At 38.2% G+C, this 17986-nt stretch carries 14 protein-coding genes; 6 read left to right on the top strand and 8 right to left on the bottom strand.

All coding sequences use genetic code 11. The features are described from left to right. Nucleotides 1-7 precede the first annotated feature (7 nt). The 4 genes from ACP6L2_RS06430 to ACP6L2_RS06415 all read right to left on the bottom strand — a co-directional run bounded on the left by ACP6L2_RS06430 (nucleotide 8) and on the right by ACP6L2_RS06415 (nucleotide 6686). Nucleotides 8-3679, bottom strand: a complete 3672-nt coding sequence (locus ACP6L2_RS06430; RefSeq protein WP_440508440.1) for a SusC/RagA family TonB-linked outer membrane protein — start codon at nucleotides 3677-3679, stop codon at nucleotides 8-10. A gap of 125 nt (nucleotides 3680-3804) precedes the next feature. Further along, nucleotides 3805-5043, bottom strand: coding sequence for a FecR family protein (locus tag ACP6L2_RS06425; RefSeq protein ID WP_440508439.1), 1239 nt, complete (start codon nucleotides 5041-5043; stop codon nucleotides 3805-3807). Between the two features lie 77 nt (nucleotides 5044-5120). Beyond that, the gene (locus ACP6L2_RS06420; RefSeq protein WP_440508438.1) at nucleotides 5121-5714 is read right to left on the bottom strand and encodes an RNA polymerase sigma factor; all 594 of its coding nucleotides are present in this window, start codon (nucleotides 5712-5714) and stop codon (nucleotides 5121-5123) included. Nucleotides 5715-5861: 147 nt separating this feature from the next. Then, nucleotides 5862-6686 (bottom strand): glutaminyl-peptide cyclotransferase, encoded by an 825-nt coding sequence (locus ACP6L2_RS06415; RefSeq protein ID WP_440508437.1) that lies wholly within the window; start codon nucleotides 6684-6686, stop codon nucleotides 5862-5864. A 1480-nt stretch (nucleotides 6687-8166) separates the two neighbouring features. Between ACP6L2_RS06415 and rpe the strand changes: the two genes are divergently transcribed. After that, nucleotides 8167-8847, top strand: coding sequence for a ribulose-phosphate 3-epimerase (gene rpe / locus ACP6L2_RS06410; protein WP_344674025.1), 681 nt, complete (start codon nucleotides 8167-8169; stop codon nucleotides 8845-8847). 143 nt (nucleotides 8848-8990) lie between these two features. Further along, on the top strand, nucleotides 8991-11255 hold the full coding sequence (locus ACP6L2_RS06405; RefSeq protein WP_440508436.1) for an aconitate hydratase: 2265 nt from the start codon (nucleotides 8991-8993) through the stop codon (nucleotides 11253-11255). A gap of 95 nt (nucleotides 11256-11350) precedes the next feature. Here ACP6L2_RS06405 and ACP6L2_RS06400 read toward each other — a convergent pair whose 3' ends face one another. Both ACP6L2_RS06400 and ACP6L2_RS06395 read right to left on the bottom strand, forming a co-directional pair. Next, nucleotides 11351-11587: a hypothetical protein gene (locus tag ACP6L2_RS06400; RefSeq protein ID WP_440508435.1), complete on the bottom strand. Its 237-nt coding sequence runs from the start codon at nucleotides 11585-11587 to the stop codon at nucleotides 11351-11353. A gap of 1 nt (nucleotide 11588) precedes the next feature. Then, on the bottom strand, nucleotides 11589-12437 hold the full coding sequence (locus ACP6L2_RS06395; protein WP_344674028.1) for a universal stress protein: 849 nt from the start codon (nucleotides 12435-12437) through the stop codon (nucleotides 11589-11591). A gap of 284 nt (nucleotides 12438-12721) precedes the next feature. Here ACP6L2_RS06395 and ACP6L2_RS06390 point away from each other — a divergent pair, with 284 nt between their 5' ends. Then, nucleotides 12722-13258, top strand: coding sequence for an RNA polymerase sigma factor (locus ACP6L2_RS06390; protein WP_344674029.1), 537 nt, complete (start codon nucleotides 12722-12724; stop codon nucleotides 13256-13258). A gap of 11 nt (nucleotides 13259-13269) precedes the next feature. Continuing rightward, complete coding sequence (locus ACP6L2_RS06385) at nucleotides 13270-14643, top strand: hypothetical protein (protein WP_440508434.1); 1374 nt, start codon at nucleotides 13270-13272, stop codon at nucleotides 14641-14643. Here ACP6L2_RS06385 and ACP6L2_RS06380 read toward each other — a convergent pair whose 3' ends face one another. Together ACP6L2_RS06380 and ACP6L2_RS06375 are read right to left on the bottom strand one after the other, a co-directional pair. Beyond that, nucleotides 14644-15255: an HAD family hydrolase gene (locus ACP6L2_RS06380; protein WP_440508433.1), complete on the bottom strand. Its 612-nt coding sequence runs from the start codon at nucleotides 15253-15255 to the stop codon at nucleotides 14644-14646. 49 nt (nucleotides 15256-15304) lie between these two features. Further along, nucleotides 15305-16498: a proline dehydrogenase family protein gene (locus ACP6L2_RS06375; RefSeq protein ID WP_440508432.1), complete on the bottom strand. Its 1194-nt coding sequence runs from the start codon at nucleotides 16496-16498 to the stop codon at nucleotides 15305-15307. Nucleotides 16499-16592: 94 nt separating this feature from the next. Between ACP6L2_RS06375 and ACP6L2_RS06370 the strand changes: the two genes are divergently transcribed. Together ACP6L2_RS06370 and aroB are read left to right on the top strand one after the other, a co-directional pair. Further along, nucleotides 16593-16799 carry an RNA-binding S4 domain-containing protein gene (locus ACP6L2_RS06370; RefSeq protein ID WP_344674033.1) on the top strand — a complete coding sequence of 69 codons (207 nt, stop codon included), beginning with the start codon at nucleotides 16593-16595 and terminating at the stop codon, nucleotides 16797-16799. 117 nt (nucleotides 16800-16916) lie between these two features. Continuing rightward, nucleotides 16917-17981 (top strand): 3-dehydroquinate synthase, encoded by a 1065-nt coding sequence (gene aroB / locus ACP6L2_RS06365; RefSeq protein ID WP_440508431.1) that lies wholly within the window; start codon nucleotides 16917-16919, stop codon nucleotides 17979-17981. The last annotated feature ends 5 nt before the right edge of the window (nucleotides 17982-17986 follow it).

Here is a 17986-nt window from a genome sequence, read left to right as displayed (position 1 = left end):
ATTAAGGTTAGAATCCCAGTTTTACTGAAAAGGTATAATCGCGTGATAAAGGAAGTGCAACACCTCCAGAAGCGAAGAACTCAGGGTCTTGACCATTCAATCGCTTGTCTGCATAGATCAAAAACATATTATTCCCCACTAAACTGATGGTCGCTGTTTTAAACTTGATGGAATTCATCCATTTCGCTGGAAGATTATAGCTTAGACGTGCTTGTTTTAGACGGACAAATCCACCATCAGCAACTCGTTGATCTGAAAAGTTATAAGCACTGTTTGGAAAGGTGCCATCCAGTAATTGCGCCTCTCTTCGTCCTAATATAGAAGGTACTTCATTATCCGAATTAAGAACCCAACGATTTAAGAAATCCCATGAAAGAGCATTTAAATCTGTGTAATTGTCGAAAAAGGCAGGGTTCATTCGGATTTTGTTTCCCATAGAACCTGTGATTAGAACATTTAATTGTAGATTTTTATAGCTTAAAATATTGTTGAAACCTCCAGCAAGGGTAGCATCTAATGGCCCCTCGTAAACCAAGTTGTTAATGAATGGAGAGTTCATATAGACGTTACTGCTTGATTCCCCTTCTTGATTCACAAAAACAGGAGCCCCGTTTACCGGTGAAAGGTTCAAGAACCTTACGGAGAATAATCCCCTTTGCGGATATCCAATGACTGCACCTCCATTAGGTGAACTCAATACATTGATGGTAGGGTTGCCTCGTAGATCCTCAATCTTCGACTTGTTGTATCCCAAATTTAACGAAGTATGGTATTTCCATGTATCGTTTTTAACGATGGTGGCCCCAATAGTAACTTCCAATCCTTGCGCCTTAAGGTTCGCGTAATTGGCGGTTTTAATGGTTTCACCTCCTATGGAAGATGTCCTTAAATCACCGATTAAGTCAAAACTATTATGGGCGTAATAATCTACGGTTAATTGATAGCGACCATTCAAAAATGACATATCTGTTCCCAAGTTCCACTTATACATCTTCTCCCAAGTCAATTCGGTATTGGCTAATCGCTCAATATTCATGATGGGCTCATTCTGGTTCAAATACGGACGTGGAGATAGTGAGTTACGAAGTATTAATCCCGAATTCTTGGCTATACCAATACTACCAACTAAGCCATAACTTGTTCGAAGTTTTAATGTAGAAAGTACTTTTTGCTTATTAAACCATGGTTCGCCATCTACGTTCCAGGATGAACTGACATTCCAAGTTGGTAACCAACGACCAATGCGGCTTTTACCTAAAGCATTGGTACCGTCATAGCGAACAGTTCCTCCAATATTAAGTTTATCGCGGAAGGTATAAGTTCCTGTCCCTGCGAAGGCTAAATAACGCTCAAAAGTAGGCTGTGCACTGTAATAAGTTTCACCACGACTGGCATAATAGTAAAAGATGGCTGGATCTATATTTGGAATACCACCACGATCATACTGATAGCCTACGCCTCGGTAATCTGATGTATTTCGCTGAACATAACGTAGTTCTTGGAATGCAAAAACATCCACGCGATGGTCTTCTGAAAACTTCTGATTTAAGTTAAGGGAATTACGGAAGGTATAGTTATCCATATCAATAGCATTTCTATTGCGGAAACCTCCATATGGCAAAACAGAAACTGGTTCTCCTTCCACATTATTTAAATCGCGGAATAAGTAAGGGTTTTGATTAGCGATGGTAGAATTTTGACCATCTTCATCATATACAGAACCTGCACGAAATGCTCTAGGCATATTGGAGGCCTCTTGAATAATGTGATCTTGTGAAGTTTTGATATAGCGATAAGCCGCATCCAATGAGTAGGTTAGGGTAGGAATGATCTTATACCTCAACTCACCCTGCAACTTGAAATCTGTTCCTTTGATATCCAAATAATTGTTTTCCAATTCCTCTTGGATATTGAATTTGGCGTAGTTATTTCGAACGTAAAAGAGACTTCCGTCTTCATTGTACAATGGAACCGTTCTGGCGGTATTTAAGGCGTAATTAAAAGGATTAATATCGAACTCTCGATTAAATCCTCCTTCGTTTTTAGTAGAGCGTTGTAGCGTTCCTGGAGCATTCTGATCACGGATGTAAGCAGTAGCAATAAATCCATAAGTTAATTTATCATTCGGTACAAAGGAAGTACGAATGTTGGCAGTTAACCTTTTAGCTTGGTTTCCTTTAGCCCATCCTTCATCTTGAAGGAAACTGGTAGAAGCGTAGGTTTGATTCTTTTCGCTACCACCACTGATGGAAATTGCATGCTCTTGACGCAAGGAGTTATTGAACAATTGATCAAACCAATTGGTGTTGATTTGCGCAAAACGACTTAAGTACTTTGATTTTGCATCCGGGTCGTTTAATAATGGGAAAGTTCCTGTTTTTTCATCATAACCCAATTCCTTTGCCATCGTACCGTATACACCATAGCGGCTTTGGGTTAAGATCTTAGTATAGGTCAACCAGCCCTTCATTTCCATTTCATTGAAGATTTTCATTTGGTTGTAAGAGTCCAAGATATCGAATGAATTATAACTTGGCTTTAATGATGTTGTAAAGTTCCCTGTGTAGGATGTAATCAATTTTCCAGCCTTACCTTTCTTTGTGGTAATAACTACCACACCATTCATGGCACGAGCACCATATAAAGAGGTGGCAGCGGCATCTTTTAAGATCTCAAAGGTTTCAATATCATCCGGATTTATACCTGCTACTGCCGAACCCAATAAGGTGCTAGGGTCTCCTGTTGACAATTGCTCATTCGAGATGTTTACTACATCTTCCAACACGATACCATCCACTACCCACAAAGGTTTGTTTTCTCCGGTAATGGATGTCGCACCACGAACACGAATTTTAGGTGCAGCTCCAAATGTTCCTGATACGTTTTGAACCGTCACACCAGCAACTTGGCCTTCTAACATCCTACTGACATCGGCAACCCCGTCCCGACGAATATCCTCCGCCTTTAGTGTTGTGGATGCCCCAGTAAAATTACGCTTTCGGATAGTTTGGTAACCTGTAATAACTACCTCCTCAATATTCTGATCGGAGGAGACTAAGGTAATGCTTAAATCGTTTCCACGAAAAGTAATATCCTTGGACTCAAAACCAATTGCCGATATATGTAGTACCGCATTTGAACTTTTAACAGGTATGGAAAACCTACCGTTATTATCGGTTGCAATTTTGTTTGTACCTGCTTTTTCCTGGACAGTTGCGCCGACTATGGCCTTGCCATTTTCATCACGAACAATTCCTGAAGCTTGAATTTGCTGAACGGTTGCTGTTTTTGCTGGTTTAGGAGCTTCTGTAATCGTAATAACGTTTTGACTGAATTGATAGGATAGGGGCTGATCTTTAAAAATCTCATCTAATACCGTTTTTATATCAGCATTTTTAACATTTATAGTGACTAGTTTCGAAATTCTAAAATACTGCTCCTTTGCCAATACATTGCAGGAACTCTGTTTTTGAATGTTCTCCAAAACTGATTTCAGGCTTGCCTGGCGAACATTTAATGTTATTTCTTGGCCTATGGCAAAACCTAGACTTGGTAAATAAAGACACAAAAAGAACAGTATTATCAACTTTGGACGTAAAAGCTTACTTCGCTTTTCTCCACGTTTTTTTACATACCTCTTGCCCTTAAATTGATGGGTATCAATTTTTTTAGTTATCATAATTTGTTTTTGGTTATTAGTAATTGACTGGCCATGTAGACCAGCCAAATCCTACAGGTTATATAAAGTGTGAAAATATATAGTTGTTGTTTATATCAAACTTTGGATAAAGTTTTTCTTCTACATTAAGGATTCACATAGACCCTCCTTTTTACAATAGAAAACTTCGTTTGTGTACCTACTGAAAGTGCATTCAAGATAGCGGATAGGTCCAGATCCCTAGATAGGTTGGCATAATAACCTTGCTTCCCGATCTCCTCATTAGGAAGGACAAACTCGACGCCATACCAACGCTCCAAATCCTTAATCAATAGGTTCAAAGGCTTATTATCAAAGATAAATCTATTGGAAAGCCATGCCATCACTTCCTTACTATCTACCGTTTTCTTAATTAACTCAGCATTTATTAAGGTAATTTGTTCACCTGGACTCAAGTATTGAGCTTGTGGTGAACTTCCTTTGGATATTACTTTGACTTTTCCTTCTACCAAAGTAGTTTGCTTCATCGCCTCATCCGCATAATCTCTTACGTTGAAATGTGTTCCCAATACTTCAATAGTTTGGCTGCTAGTCTGTACCTGAAAAACAGCATTTGGATTTTTTGCAACCTCGAAATATCCTTCTCCATCTAAGTAAACCACACGCTTATCCGAAGCAAACTGTGTCGGAAATCGCAAAGATGATTCACTACTTAACCAGACTTTAGATCCATCAGGCAATTTAAAGGATGTGAATCCGCCTGTGGAAGTCTTTATACTGCTAAAGGCTATTTCCTCAGTTGCCGCGGTCTTATCTTTTAGTTCAAATACAATTTCATTATTGTCTCCCTTGCTTACTATATAGGTCTCATCATGATATAAAAGTCCATTTTTATCATCTTCAATCACGATACTTTTACCATTTGGAAGTGTCAATGTGGATTGGTTCTCCATTGGCTCAACCAAAGCTAGTGTAGGATTCTCCGTGCTTGTAATTTCTTTTTCAGGACGATTGTACCAGGTAATACCAAAAATGATGAGTATAGCTGCAGCAACTGATGCCCATGAAATGTATTTCTTCCAAGGATTGATGTGCTTCACGTTATCAGACTCCTCTTGACTTATAGATAGGCTAGTTTGAGCATGCTCCTCTAATTTATTCCAAATGGAGCCAATTTTCTCGTTTAATCCTTCTACATGTATATGTTCATCCATGGACGTCATGCCCAATTCTGGATTAGATGCTTGAATTTCTTGGAGACATTGGATAATCTCTTCGTCAGTGAAATCTTCTAACAAGACAAAGAGTCGTTTAAACTCAGTCTCTGATATGGAATTCCGTAAGTATTTCTCAAAAAGAGATTTTAATTCAAAGGCTAACGGCATGTTTATTTTTGGTTATATACGCTAATACGAAGGAAGAGCTATAAACACACTAGTCTAAAATGAATATTTTTTCTTTTTTATAGTAAACCTTTGATAATGAATAAAATAAAAAGTAGTGTGTCTTTGTTTTTATCGAGTAATTCTCGAATTGTTTTCACTGCTGCGGTTAGGTGATTAGATACAGTAGAGGGGGAGATTTGTAGGGCTTCTGCCGCTTCGGCATAGGAGTAGCCTTCTAATTTACAAAGTCGAAAAACTTGTTCTTGTTGCTTTGGAAGTTGGGAAATCAATTGATTGACTAATGCTGACTTTTCCTTTAAAATAAATTCTTCTTCAACCGATAGGCCCATTTGTTCACTATAGTGCCATAATTCGGACTGTTTTTGCTGATCCTTTGCAACCTGTCTTAAGTAATCTATGGCTAGATTATTGGAAATATGGTATATAAATGCTTGAAAGGATTTCTCTATGTTAACCGATTCTCGTTTATTCCAGATCTTAATAAAAGTCATCTGAACAATATCCAAGGCTTGTTCTTCGTTTTTGGTCAACTTCAGAATATAGCGAAATAACGGGTCGGCATACCGTCTATAGATACGTTCAAATGAACGAATGTCCCCTTGGATTAACCCTTGGACATCTTGACCTATTTCATTGGTATTCGTTAGCATAATAATCCTATTTCCCTATAAAGTTAGAATGAAGTAAAAATAGAAATTTTATTTTTTTAAGTAAATATCGAATTGGACTCCTGAAAGGGTCTAAATTTTACTAAAATGTTTTAGTGAGTACAATATAACAATAAAAAGCTCAATTTATTATTGATTTAACTTGATTTTAAAAGTTAATGGCCAATTCTTGCCGGTAATAAATAATACTTGCTGTCCTGGATCATAGGCAATGCCATTTAAAACATTGTCTTCATCTGCTATGAAATTCTTGTCATATTGCTGAATAATCCCTTCAAAACTTATTTTGCCAACGATATTTCCAGAATTTGGATCGATCTTGTAGATAAATTCGGTGCCCCATCTGTTGGCGAAAATAAAACCATCAATATATTCCAGCTCATTAATGCGATCAACTTCACCAGTATTATCCTTGACGATCAATTCCTTGCTTACCTGCATGCTTTGAGGATCTACAAAATAGATTTTGGAGCTCCCGTCTCCAAAGATCAATGAGGTGCCATCATTTGTCGCTCCCCAACCTTCTTTTGGCCAATTATGAGTAGCAATTGGTTTTTTTAGGTTAGCTAGATCATACACGTAAATCAAGTTATTTTTATAAGTCAATTGATACAGCTTGTCGTTCAAAATGGTAATTCCTTCTCCAAAGATTTTATCATCGAAAGCATCATTCAATACCTGCGATTTACCACTTGCCGTATCGGTTTTGATGAGCTTAGTCATTTTCTCCAATCCGGTTCCTTCGTACAGGTCTTTGCCATGAATTAGAAAACCTTCTGTGAAGGACTGCGTGTCATGAGGTATAGTTCCTAAAATCTGATAAGTAATTAAGCTTGGCGCAGGAATACTTGCTGTGGTCTCCGTGTTATTGGTTTCGGTGCTTTGTTGCTGCGGATTTTGGCAAGCTGTTAAACAAGTAAAAAGGATTCCCGTGCTAATGATTAATTTTCTCATGACTTATTTTTCTATTTCTCCGGTAAATATAATGCTTGAAACATAAAATCCCTATACTCAGAATGTATAATAATAGGGGCTGATAGTAAATGAAAGAAAATGATGCTTAATAAAAGGAATTGAAATGGTAAGAGGTACAATAGGAGAGACCGCTTCGCTGCTAGATGTGAGATAGGAGATCGCTCCGCTGTTAGATAGGAAATGTGCGAAATAATGTGAGATTTATTTCACAGTAGTTTGTAGGGGCGATGCATGCATCGCCCGCCTCTTTTCACCTACCTTCCCCTTACAACTCAGAGCGAAGCGAAGAGTCTTTGTTTCCTCACTACAAGACCACGTCATCCTACATCGAAGATGTAGGAACTCCGAACTATGCATATCAGTAATAATTAATTAATTCGATGTTTAATGTTGGATTCTGGATTTTGGATACCGGTCGAAGCATGCTTCGACCCTACAGGGAGGGACATTTTAGGCTGAATTTTCCACGTTATCCGTAGGGTCGATGCATGCATCGACCGCTTAACATTAATTCTTTTAAACTTAGCAGGTCTTGGTTGATGTCTTTTTTGTGATATCTGATGTCTCCAATTACATTAAACGGGCGGACATTCCGTTCATTCTCGTCGGGAAATAAATTCCCTTTCCTCAAACTCACTCAGTACCGCCCCTTCCAAACGTGCTACCTAATAATCTTGCTATTTGGCGGTTTATAGCTCGTCACGCGTAAGGGCAGCACTGAGCGCAGCGGAATTTCTGTCCGATTTAAAAAAGTATGTTTAGTAATAAAGTATAATTAGAATTAATGTCTCACATCTAATAGCGAAGCGGTCTTATATCTCACCTCTATCTCCAATCTATTTCTGGCGTCTTTCGTCTGTAGTCTTATCGTCTATCCTTAGGGTTTGCTAGGGGTTTCATTAGAGTTTCATTAGGGTTGGATTCGAGACTCTAACGGATCTCCTTCGGAACTTGTTCGGATCTTGTTCGGATCCAAGGAAAATCCGTAGCATTCTCGAAGCAAACTCCTGTCAAACCCAAGCTTGTATAGAGCCTAATAGCAAGGATAATGGAGGATTTCTTACAAAGTAGGAGAGGTCAAGATGATTTAAGACCTCAATATTTCTATAATGTTAAATTAAGGTAAGGGTTGCAATCTTAGGTATGATCGTATAAGGTCGTATTAATATGACCTGAGAGTGGTTATTGTTAAAATATGTTAATCCGACTTAGGAAATATAACATCGGCATTGCAATTGCGTTTTAGTATTAAAGAAAGCAAAAGAGTAATAAGAGTAAAAAAATTTCATAATTTAGGTTAATAATTGGTTTGGTAAAATCCTGAGGTTCCCCACCTCAGGATTTTTTTGTTTTATAAAAAAGAGTAAGAATTGTAAGGATAGTGTAGCAATCCACGATTAAAAGCCTATTATGTCGAATAAAATGTTTATACTTATTATCTTTGCAAAAAAACATAAACATGTCCTCACAAAAACATTTAATCGCACCTTCCATTCTGGCTGCTGATTTTGCAGATTTAAAGAAAGATATTCAAATGGTCAATGAGAGCGAAGCTGATTGGTTTCACATTGATATTATGGATGGTGTCTTTGTACCGAACATTTCTTTTGGTTTTCCTGTTATGCAAGCGATCGCTAAGCATGCAAAGAAACCTTTGGATGTACATTTGATGATTGTAGATCCAGATCGCTATTTGCAAATCTGTAAAGATAGTGGTGCAGAGATTATAACAGTTCATTATGAGGCGTGTACACACTTACACCGTACTTTGGCAGCTATTAAAGAATTAGGTTGTAAGGCAGGTGTTGCTTTAAATCCACATACACCGGTTAGCTTGTTGAAAGATATCATTCAAGATATTGATTTGGTATGTTTGATGTCAGTGAATCCAGGTTTTGGAGGACAGAAATTCATTGAGCGTACCTATTCTAAAATCAAGGAGTTACGCGCATTAGCAGCGGACCAAAACACCGATTTATTGATTGAGATTGATGGGGGAGTAGGCACCAGCAATGCTGGCAAATTATTGGCTGCAGGAGCAGATGTATTGGTGGCCGGAAGTTTTGTGTTTACATCGGCAAATCCAATGGAAACAGTGAAAGAATTAAAGGCGGTTAATCCTAATTTACAGGCAGTTTAAGCTGTTTGTTTAGAATATTTCCAAATTAGGAGCAGTTGGCAGAAATGCAACATTAGCGATGTTTTTTTTGTATTTTTGCGTAGCACATCCTAAGCTGGATGCCGGATTTGTAATAAAATAGAAATCAAATTAAACAAATAATAATGGCTTTTGATATAGACATGATTAAGAAGGTTTATTCACAGTATGATGAGCGCATTACTGCTGCTCGTCAGATTGTAAACAAACCTTTGACATTATCAGAGAAAATTTTGTATGCTCACCTTTGGGACGGAAATGCGACTGAGGCGTATGAGCGTGGTAAATCGTATGTAGATTTTGCACCGGACCGTGTTGCGATGCAGGATGCTACAGCGCAAATGGCTTTATTGCAATTTATGCAGGCGGGACGTCCAAAGGTAGCTGTACCTTCGACGGTTCACTGTGATCACTTGATTCAAGCACGTGATGGTGCTGAGCAAGATTTAAATCGTGCAAAACAAGAGAGTTCAGAAGTATTCAACTTCTTAAGTTCTGTTTCAAATAAATATGGTATCGGATTCTGGAAGCCAGGTGCTGGTATTATTCACCAAGTAGTATTGGAGAATTATGCTTTCCCAGGTGGTATGATGATCGGTACTGACTCCCACACCGTGAATGCGGGTGGATTAGGAATGGTTGCTATTGGTGTAGGTGGTGCGGATGCATGTGATGTCATGGCAGGCTTACCATGGGAGCTTAAATTCCCGAAATTAATCGGTGTTAAATTAACAGGTAAATTATCTGGTTGGGCTGCACCAAAAGACGTTATCTTGAAAGTCGCTGGTATCCTTACTGTAAAAGGTGGTACAGGTGCTATCGTAGAATACTTCGGTGAAGGTGCTGAATCTTTATCATGTACTGGTAAAGGAACAATCTGTAACATGGGTGCTGAGATTGGTGCTACAACATCAACTTTTGGTTATGATGAATCTATGGAGCGTTACTTACGCGCTACAGACCGTGCAGAAGTTGCTGATGCTGCTAACGCAATCAAAGGTCACTTGACTGCTGATGCGGAAGTATATGCTAATCCAGAGCAATATTTCGATCAATTAATTGAGATCAATCTTTCGGAATTAGAACCATCTTTGAATGGTCCTTTCACTCCGGATTTATATACGCCAATTTCTCGTATGCGTGAGGAAGCTGGTAAAAACGGTTGGCCTACTAAAGTAGAGTGGGGATTAATCGGTTCTTGTACGAACTCTTCTTACGAAGATTTATCGCGTGCGGCATCGATTGCTCGTCAAGCTGTTGAAAAAGGGTTAGTTACAAAAGCTGAATTTGGTATCAACCCAGGTTCTGAGCAAGTACGTTTTACTGCTGATCGTGATGGTTTATTGAAAACTTTCGAGGAATTGAACGCTACTATCTTTACCAATGCATGTGGTCCATGTATCGGTATGTGGGATCGTGCTGGAGCGGATAAACAAGAGAAAAACACCATCGTTCACTCGTTCAACCGTAACTTCGCTAAACGTGCTGATGGTAACCCGAATACTTATGCATTCGTAACATCTCCTGAAATGGTTGCTGCAATCGCTATCTCTGGTGATTTAGGTTTCAACCCATTAACAGATACTTTAGTAAACAAAGATGGTGAGCAAGTGAAATTAGATCCTCCTACTGGTGATGAATTACCAGAAAAAGGATTTGCAGTTGATGATCCAGGGTACCAAGCACCAGCGGCTGACGGTTCTAATGTTGTTGTAGAAGTTTCTCCAACATCTGATCGTCTTCAACTTCTTGAGCCATTCTCTCCTTGGGAAGGTACTGATCTTAAAGGATTGAAATTGTTAATCAAAGCAAAAGGTAAATGTACTACTGACCACATTTCGATGGCAGGTCCTTGGTTGAAATACCGTGGTCACTTAGACAATATCTCCAACAATATGTTGATCGGTGCAGTTAACTACTTCAACGATAAAACGGATAGCGTTAAAAACCAATTGACAGGTGAGTATGGTGCAGTACCAGCTACTCAACGTGATTATAAAGCACAAGGAATTGGTTCAATCGTAGTTGGTGATGAAAACTATGGTGAAGGTTCTTCACGTGAGCACGCTGCTATGGAGCCTCGTCACTTAGGTGTTCGTGCAGTTCTTGTAAAATCATTTGCTCGTATCCACGAAACAAACTTGAAAAAACAAGGTATGCTTGGTTTGACTTTTGCAAACAAAGAAGACTACGATAAAATTCAAGAAAACGATATCATCGATATCAACGGTTTAATAGAGTTCGCTCCAAACACACCATTGACTATCGTATTACACCACCAAGATGGAACTTCTGAAGAAATCTTGGCAAACCATACTTACAATAAACAACAAATTGAATGGTTTAAAGCAGGTGGTGCATTGAATATCATTCGTGCAAATCAGAAATAAGATCTTATTTCATATATTTAAAAAGAGCCTTTCCAAACGGAAGGGCTCTTTTTATATGACTTGATAGAAATACTAATTAATCTTTATTATTTCGGTTATCGCAATAACATCGCCTCTTTATGGTTGAGGATCTGCTTAAAAGTTGGAATACCTTTATCCAGTAATTCCCGGTGAAAGGGTGCAGGTATTAAAACCTTTACCTCGTATTTATCCAAAGGAATGAAAAACAATACACCATGAATGGTCAAGTTTTCATCCGTAATTTCGGTGTACTTTTCCACCATTTGATTGATTTTCCCCAGGGATTCCAGTTTTTTGATAACCTGTTGCATACTATTTTTCTTCGTGGAAGACTAAGATAGGTACTTTAGAGTGAAATGCGAGGTTATTACTCACACTGTTGCTAAACATCCGATCAAAGAAATTCCGATTCCGTTTTACAACAGCCAATATGTCTACATTGTTTTCCAAAAGATAGGTGGTGATCGTATTTTCTATGCTTTCCACTTCTTCCAGTAAAACATATTCGATTTGCTCATTGGGGAATTCATGACGCCAATTTTCAGTTTGCAGGAGAACATCTGCTACTTTTTCGTTCTTTAAGATATGCAAGCAGCTGATTTTTGCACCAACGGCATTGGCCATTAATAACATTTCCTTCAATGCAGATTTGTCTTTATCACGGAATAGGGTAGTAAATACCGCTCTTTTGATTCCTTGGTATTTTGCATGTGGAGGAACGGCGAGAACAGGGTTTTGAATGGAACGAATGACATTGACGGTATTGGTTCCAATCACTTTGGATAGGAAACCAGATTCTCCATGAGTTCCCATAACCACTAAATGTATTTTCTCGCGATCGGTAATCTTCTTGACCACAGCTGCGACTGGACCTTCTTCGAATAAGAATACCAGCTCTACATCTGACAAGTTATGTTCTTGTGCAATATCGCGTAAGGCTTGTGTTTTCTTTTTGTAGATTTCAAATTGATTCAGTTCAATGGTTTGATAAACTTCACCAATGAGCTCGGGTTGTCCAGCATGAGTAGCCGACAAAACAGGTTCTAAATAGGTATAAAGCACATAAATTTTAGCGTCAATAGATTTCGCTATATTTAAGGCGTACAGAAAGGCATTACTAGCAATTTCTGAAAAATCGGTTGGAAATAATATTGCTCTCATGGTCATTCATTTAGTGTTTCCTTAAATTTACCAAATAAAGTGCAATTGCTTAATGATAGAAGTCATTATTTTCAATTGAATTGTAGCATATTAAGATGAATAATCGTATAAATCATACAAACAAATAGGAGGAAAGTTCAAATGCGTCAAAACTTTAATCCAGTTAGATGATTTATTAGCTAAAATATATACTGGATAACGTAAGGACATAGGTGGGAATTATACAGAAATACCTTAGTAAAAGTACGCCATTGAGTCTTCGGACTGCTTTGGAACAGTGCGCTATGTCCGGAAGTGAAAAAAGCAAAGCTTTTCTTTATAAGAAGTACTATGGTTATATCATGGCCATTGTGATACGTTATATGAAGCATGAAATGGAGTCGGAAGAGATTGCCAATGAGTGTTTTGTTAAAGTATTTAATAAGATTTCCAGTTTCTCTATTCATGAAGATTCAGAGATATTGGAAAAGACTTTCCGTTCATGGATGGGAAAGATTGCCGTGAATACTGCTATAGACGCATTACGCGTACGAAAGCAAATGCTTATGTTGGATGACCTTAATGGTTCAGACACCTTGCATTATGCGGTGGACAATGGTAGTAAGTTGGAGTATCAAGACATCTTGCTTTTAATCCAACAATTGCCAGAAATCCAACGTACGATCTTCAATCTGTATGAGATTGAAGGATACTCCCATGAGGAGATAGGTAAGAAGTTGGATATTCCGGACAGTACGTCTAGAACCTACCTTACCCGGGCAAAACAAAAGCTGAGAAAGCTTTACGCCCAACAGTTTAATTTGATAAATATACAATCCTGATTCGTAGAAAGATGGAAAAGCGTAATAAACAAGATATCGTTGATCAGATCATTGAGCAGTTGAAAGCTGCTGAGGATCTTCCCTATAAGGAAGGTGCTTGGGAGAAATTTCAAGAAACTCATAACCCTTCGGCTATTAAGAAGAATAGGGCCTACTATTGGGCTGCTTCGGCTGCAGCTGTACTTCTTGTGGGTGCTTTTGCTATTCAGCAATATAGCAAGGATAAACTGCCTACAAATGATCCAAATCAAACAATTGTGATGCAAGATCCTGCAAATTCATCTTCCACTCAACAAAATACGAATGAAGGCATTGAACAGAATTCAATAACAGAAGAGGTACCTACTTCTTTAAATTCTGATGTTATAACTAATGGTAATGAACAGCAGGTAATTGCTCAGGTGAATGCTATGAATCAAGGAATAATTGCAAATCAGTCTTCAACTAGTTCAAATGGAATGTTTGAAGCGCAAACTGGTATGCATGCCATTACATCGAATGTAGCGAATCCAAAATATATTGAATTAAAGAATCCGGTAATATCTACTCAAATCAGTAGCTTAAAAAATGATAATGAATTGAAACCAATAGGGGATTCTCGGATCGTTTCTACCTTGGCTTCTAGCAATCAACAATTAGGTAATTCTGCAATTTCAGGTCAAGAACCGCAGTTCCAAAATAAGCGATTTAATTTTGGTGAGCGTTTTGATTTAGGGGTATTTGTATCTCCGAACTCCACTAACGATAAGTTTAATTTTGGAGGTGGGGTATTGGTAGCCTACAATGTCACGAAGAACATTGCTGTTCGTACTGGTCTTGCTTTTAATCGTTATGAAGCGGGAGCAATGCGTGATCCAATTGCAAATCAAGATATACCAGTAGCAGCAAGTAAAGAAAGTATTCAAAAATACAACCAAAACAGCTTTTTACAGGCTAATGTAAGCAACGCTGTTATCCTACCGAATATTAATGCGATTTCCGGTGCTGTTCAAGCAATTGAGATTCCTGTTGATGTGAAATTGAAAACTAATTCTGGGTTTTATGCTTCTACAGGTTTAACCTATTCGGCTGTGACCAAACAAGAGCGTTTTACGCACTATATTGAGAATAGTAATTCGGAAGTTTTTCCTAACGGGATGCCGGCTGATGATAAGGGTGTAGAGAAAGCTGTAAAACAAGTTTCTAAATCTATTAAGACAGAAGAGCCCAACGTGAGTACCAATGGCTTTGGCGGTTTTATGAACTTATCTATCGGTAAAGAAGTGAAAATGAAAAAGAGTTTCTCGATTTCAGTTGAGCCTTATTTGAAATTGCCTGTAGGTAACTTCAAACGTGCTGATATGAATTACACCAATGGAGGCTTGCGTATTATTACGAATTTCTAATTAAATCTGGTCAATTCTAACCCAAGCCATTCCTGCAGCAATAGCTCCTTGTACACCTGGATCTCCATCTTCAAAGACAAGGCAATCAGCAGGGTCTACATTTAATTGTTCAGCAGCCAATAGGAAAGGCTGGGGAGATGGTTTCCCTTTAGGAGTATCACCAGCACAAACTAAGGTTTCAAATTTACCAGCAACCTCAATTACGTCTAGGGTTATGGTTAGGGTAGAACGCGATCCTCCAGATACAATACCAATCTTATGACTTCCTATCTTGTCCAATAGAACCTGACGTACATAGTCCACAGGTTTGGTTGCTTGGATAAAACGCTCTATAAAGATGGCAGATTTACGTTTGGCGAATACTTCAAAATCCAATTCTACCTGATACCTTTTTGATATTTCATCGGCAACAGCAATGGTTGGCCATCCTGCAGTTTCATCGATTAGATCGGGATTTAAGTTAATACCATATTCCAATGCGGTAGCTACATAGGCAGCTTTATGGGCGTCTATGTTGTCGGCAAGGGTGCCATCGACATCAAATAATAAAGCTTTATAGGAATCAGCAAGCGAACTTAAGGTAAGGTATTTCTGGTATGCAATCTCGTTCATGCTGCAAAAATAAGAAAGTCTCCTTATTTGGGAGACTTTCTATAAGTTATTATTTCTTTGAAGCTTTCCTTCTTTTCAATTCTTTCATGATCAGACTTAATTCGCGTCCTGTTTGACCACCTACAGAGGTGTTCTCTTGAGCACGACGGAATAAGTATGGCATTACTGCTTTCACTGGTCCATAAGGCATGTATTTAGCTACATTGTAACCAGCAGCTCCAAGGTTAAAGGAAAGGTTATCTGACATACCCAATAATTGCGCGAAGAATACATTCGGTAAATTATGTGGGATATTTCTACGTTCCATTTCCTCAGCTAGGATTCGGCAACTTTCTTCATTATGCGTTCCGGCCATTAATCCGATTTGATCAATATTATCCAAGATAAAATAGATAGCATCGTTGTAATCGGTATCTGAAGCTTTTTTGTTAGGTTGGATTGGTGATGGGTAGCCATTTTCTTTAGCTCTTTCACGCTCAATTTCCATATAAGCTCCACGAACGATTTTAGCACCTAAATGGAAGTTCTGTGTTTTTGCATACGCAAAATCAGCTTTTAGAGACGCTAATTTATCAGCACGGTACAATTGATAGGTGTTGTAGACAATAGGTTTTTCCTGATTGTATTTCTCCATCATTTCGCGAGCGATATCGTCAATGGTATCTTGAATCCACGAGTGCTCTGCATCAATTAATACACGGATACCTGCAGCATGGCATGCTTGACAGATTTGATCACATCTGTTCCATAGACGTTGATACTCCGCTTGCTCCTCAGTAGTTAAAGCTTGTTTTGCATCGATTTTAGCCAAAAGATCAAATCTTCCTAATCCGGTAGGTTTAAATACACAGAAAGAAATCAAGGAATTTTGTTTGGCGCTTTCTACCGTACGTAAGATTTCATTACATGTGGCATCAAAGCTTTCTTCCGATTCTTCACCTTCTACGGAATAGTCTAAGATAGTGGTCACATTTCCATGTCCTAATTCAGAAATGGCACGAGAACAATCTTCGATGCTTTCACCACCACAGAATTGTCTATAGATCGTATTTCTGATGATTCCTTGGATTGGTAATCCAATATTAAGGGAGAAGTTGGTGATCGGAGTACCGATTTTAATCAATGCATTGCTGGCTACCATTTTGAATAACCAGTACGCTTTATTGAGGTCTTTGTCACTTTTACCTTTAAAGGCAATTTCCGTATTATTAAAGTCTAGCTTTAAGGGGGAAATAGTATCCATATTCAATTAGTTTTAATCCCACAAACTTACTTATTAATTGCAAATAAAATCAACATTACATTGTAAATCATTAACAATAAATTTACTTTTGGTTATGCAAACGTTTACATTAGAGGGAGAGTACATTCAACTCATCCAATTATTGAAAGTGATGAACTGGGTTGAACACGGCGCTATGGCCCAATGGGTAGTAGAAGAGGGCTTAGTAAAGTACAATGGCGCGGTGGATTACCGCAAGCGACTAAAAGTTCGAGTAGGGGATTTGGTGGAGTTTGACGGTAATAAAGTTAAAGTAATATAAATTGAATATTAATAATCAATTGTGCTTCAAGAGTTAACCTAAAAAAATCTGAATCTGCTAATCACACATAGTGAAAGAGATTCGGAAAAATGCCTATCTTTAAGCTGAATTATTATTATGAAAAGAATCAAGAGTTTAGGATACGATGTCGTATTTGATAATGAACTAGATGAGTTACAATCTTTCCTTATTGATCATGACTATTCCCAGTTGCTAATATTAGTCGATCGAAATACCAATGACCATTGTTTACCCATTTTACAGTCCTTTATTCCGGATATTGTAGACTACGATATTATTGAAGTGGATCCAGGTGAGGAGAACAAGAATATCGATTTCTGTATAGGTGTATGGAAAACAATGTTGGACTTTGGTGCAGATCGTAAGGCTTTAATGCTGAACCTTGGCGGGGGAGTGGTAACGGATATGGGTGGCTTTGCAGCATCAACCTATAAGAGAGGGATTGACTTTATTCATATTCCGACCACCTTATTATCCCAAGTGGATGCTTCGGTAGGTGGCAAAACAGGAATTGATTTGGATAATGTCAAAAACATCATCGGTACATTTACCCAACCTCAAGCGGTTTTTATTTCTACTAAATTTTTAGAGACTTTAGATGATCGTCAGATCCGTTCTGGATTTGCTGAAATTATCAAGCATGGTCTTATTCAAGATAAAGCTCTTTTTGAACGTTGTATGCAAGTAAGCTTGCCAAACATTCCTGAGGAGATGGTATACGATTCTGTACAGATTAAGAACAAAGTTGTCCTAGAAGATCCTACCGAAAAAGGATTGCGTAAGATATTAAACTTTGGACATACTGTAGGACATGCGGTGGAAGGGTATTCTCTTTATCACGATCAAAATCCTTTATTGCACGGTGAAGCGATTGCCATAGGTATGATCTGTGAGGCTTATATTTCACATAAGGAGAACAACCTGTCTGAATCAGCATTGGATACAATTGTCAATTATTTTAAGGGAATTTACCCTGCATATGCTATTCCTTCTGAGATCTTCCCTGATCTTATTGAGCTCATGCGCAACGACAAAAAGAATGAAAGTAATAAATTAGGATTTGCTTTACTGAAAGATATCGGTAATTGTGAATATAATAAGTATGTCGAAGAGGATTTAATCACAGCGAGTTTGGCTTATTATAACGAAGTCATCAAATAAATAAT

Source organism: Sphingobacterium lactis (assembly GCF_051951495.1).
Classification (GTDB): Bacteria; Bacteroidota; Bacteroidia; order Sphingobacteriales; family Sphingobacteriaceae; genus Sphingobacterium; species Sphingobacterium lactis_A.
This window is presented reverse-complemented; position numbering and strand designations above follow the sequence as displayed.

Bases quoted from the DNA above. Each gene is read 5' to 3' on its own strand.
- ACP6L2_RS06370 (WP_344674033.1), top strand. From the start codon at position 16,593: ATGCAAACGTTTACATTAGAGGGAGAGTACATTCAACTCATCCAATTA.
- ACP6L2_RS06375 (WP_440508432.1), bottom strand. From the start codon at position 16,498: ATGGATACTATTTCCCCCTTAAAGCTAGACTTTAATAATACGGAAATT.
- ACP6L2_RS06425 (WP_440508439.1), bottom strand. From the start codon at position 5,043: ATGCCGTTAGCCTTTGAATTAAAATCTCTTTTTGAGAAATACTTACGG.
- aroB (WP_440508431.1), top strand. From the start codon at position 16,917: ATGAAAAGAATCAAGAGTTTAGGATACGATGTCGTATTTGATAATGAA.
- ACP6L2_RS06400 (WP_440508435.1), bottom strand. From the start codon at position 11,587: ATGCAACAGGTTATCAAAAAACTGGAATCCCTGGGGAAAATCAATCAA.
- ACP6L2_RS06385 (WP_440508434.1), top strand. From the start codon at position 13,270: ATGGAAAAGCGTAATAAACAAGATATCGTTGATCAGATCATTGAGCAG.
- ACP6L2_RS06405 (WP_440508436.1), top strand. From the start codon at position 8,991: ATGGCTTTTGATATAGACATGATTAAGAAGGTTTATTCACAGTATGAT.
- ACP6L2_RS06420 (WP_440508438.1), bottom strand. From the start codon at position 5,714: ATGCTAACGAATACCAATGAAATAGGTCAAGATGTCCAAGGGTTAATC.
- ACP6L2_RS06430 (WP_440508440.1), bottom strand. From the start codon at position 3,679: ATGATAACTAAAAAAATTGATACCCATCAATTTAAGGGCAAGAGGTAT.
- ACP6L2_RS06395 (WP_344674028.1), bottom strand. From the start codon at position 12,437: ATGAGAGCAATATTATTTCCAACCGATTTTTCAGAAATTGCTAGTAAT.
- ACP6L2_RS06415 (WP_440508437.1), bottom strand. From the start codon at position 6,686: ATGAGAAAATTAATCATTAGCACGGGAATCCTTTTTACTTGTTTAACA.
- ACP6L2_RS06390 (WP_344674029.1), top strand. From the start codon at position 12,722: ATGTCCGGAAGTGAAAAAAGCAAAGCTTTTCTTTATAAGAAGTACTAT.
- rpe (WP_344674025.1), top strand. From the start codon at position 8,167: ATGTCCTCACAAAAACATTTAATCGCACCTTCCATTCTGGCTGCTGAT.
- ACP6L2_RS06380 (WP_440508433.1), bottom strand. From the start codon at position 15,255: ATGAACGAGATTGCATACCAGAAATACCTTACCTTAAGTTCGCTTGCT.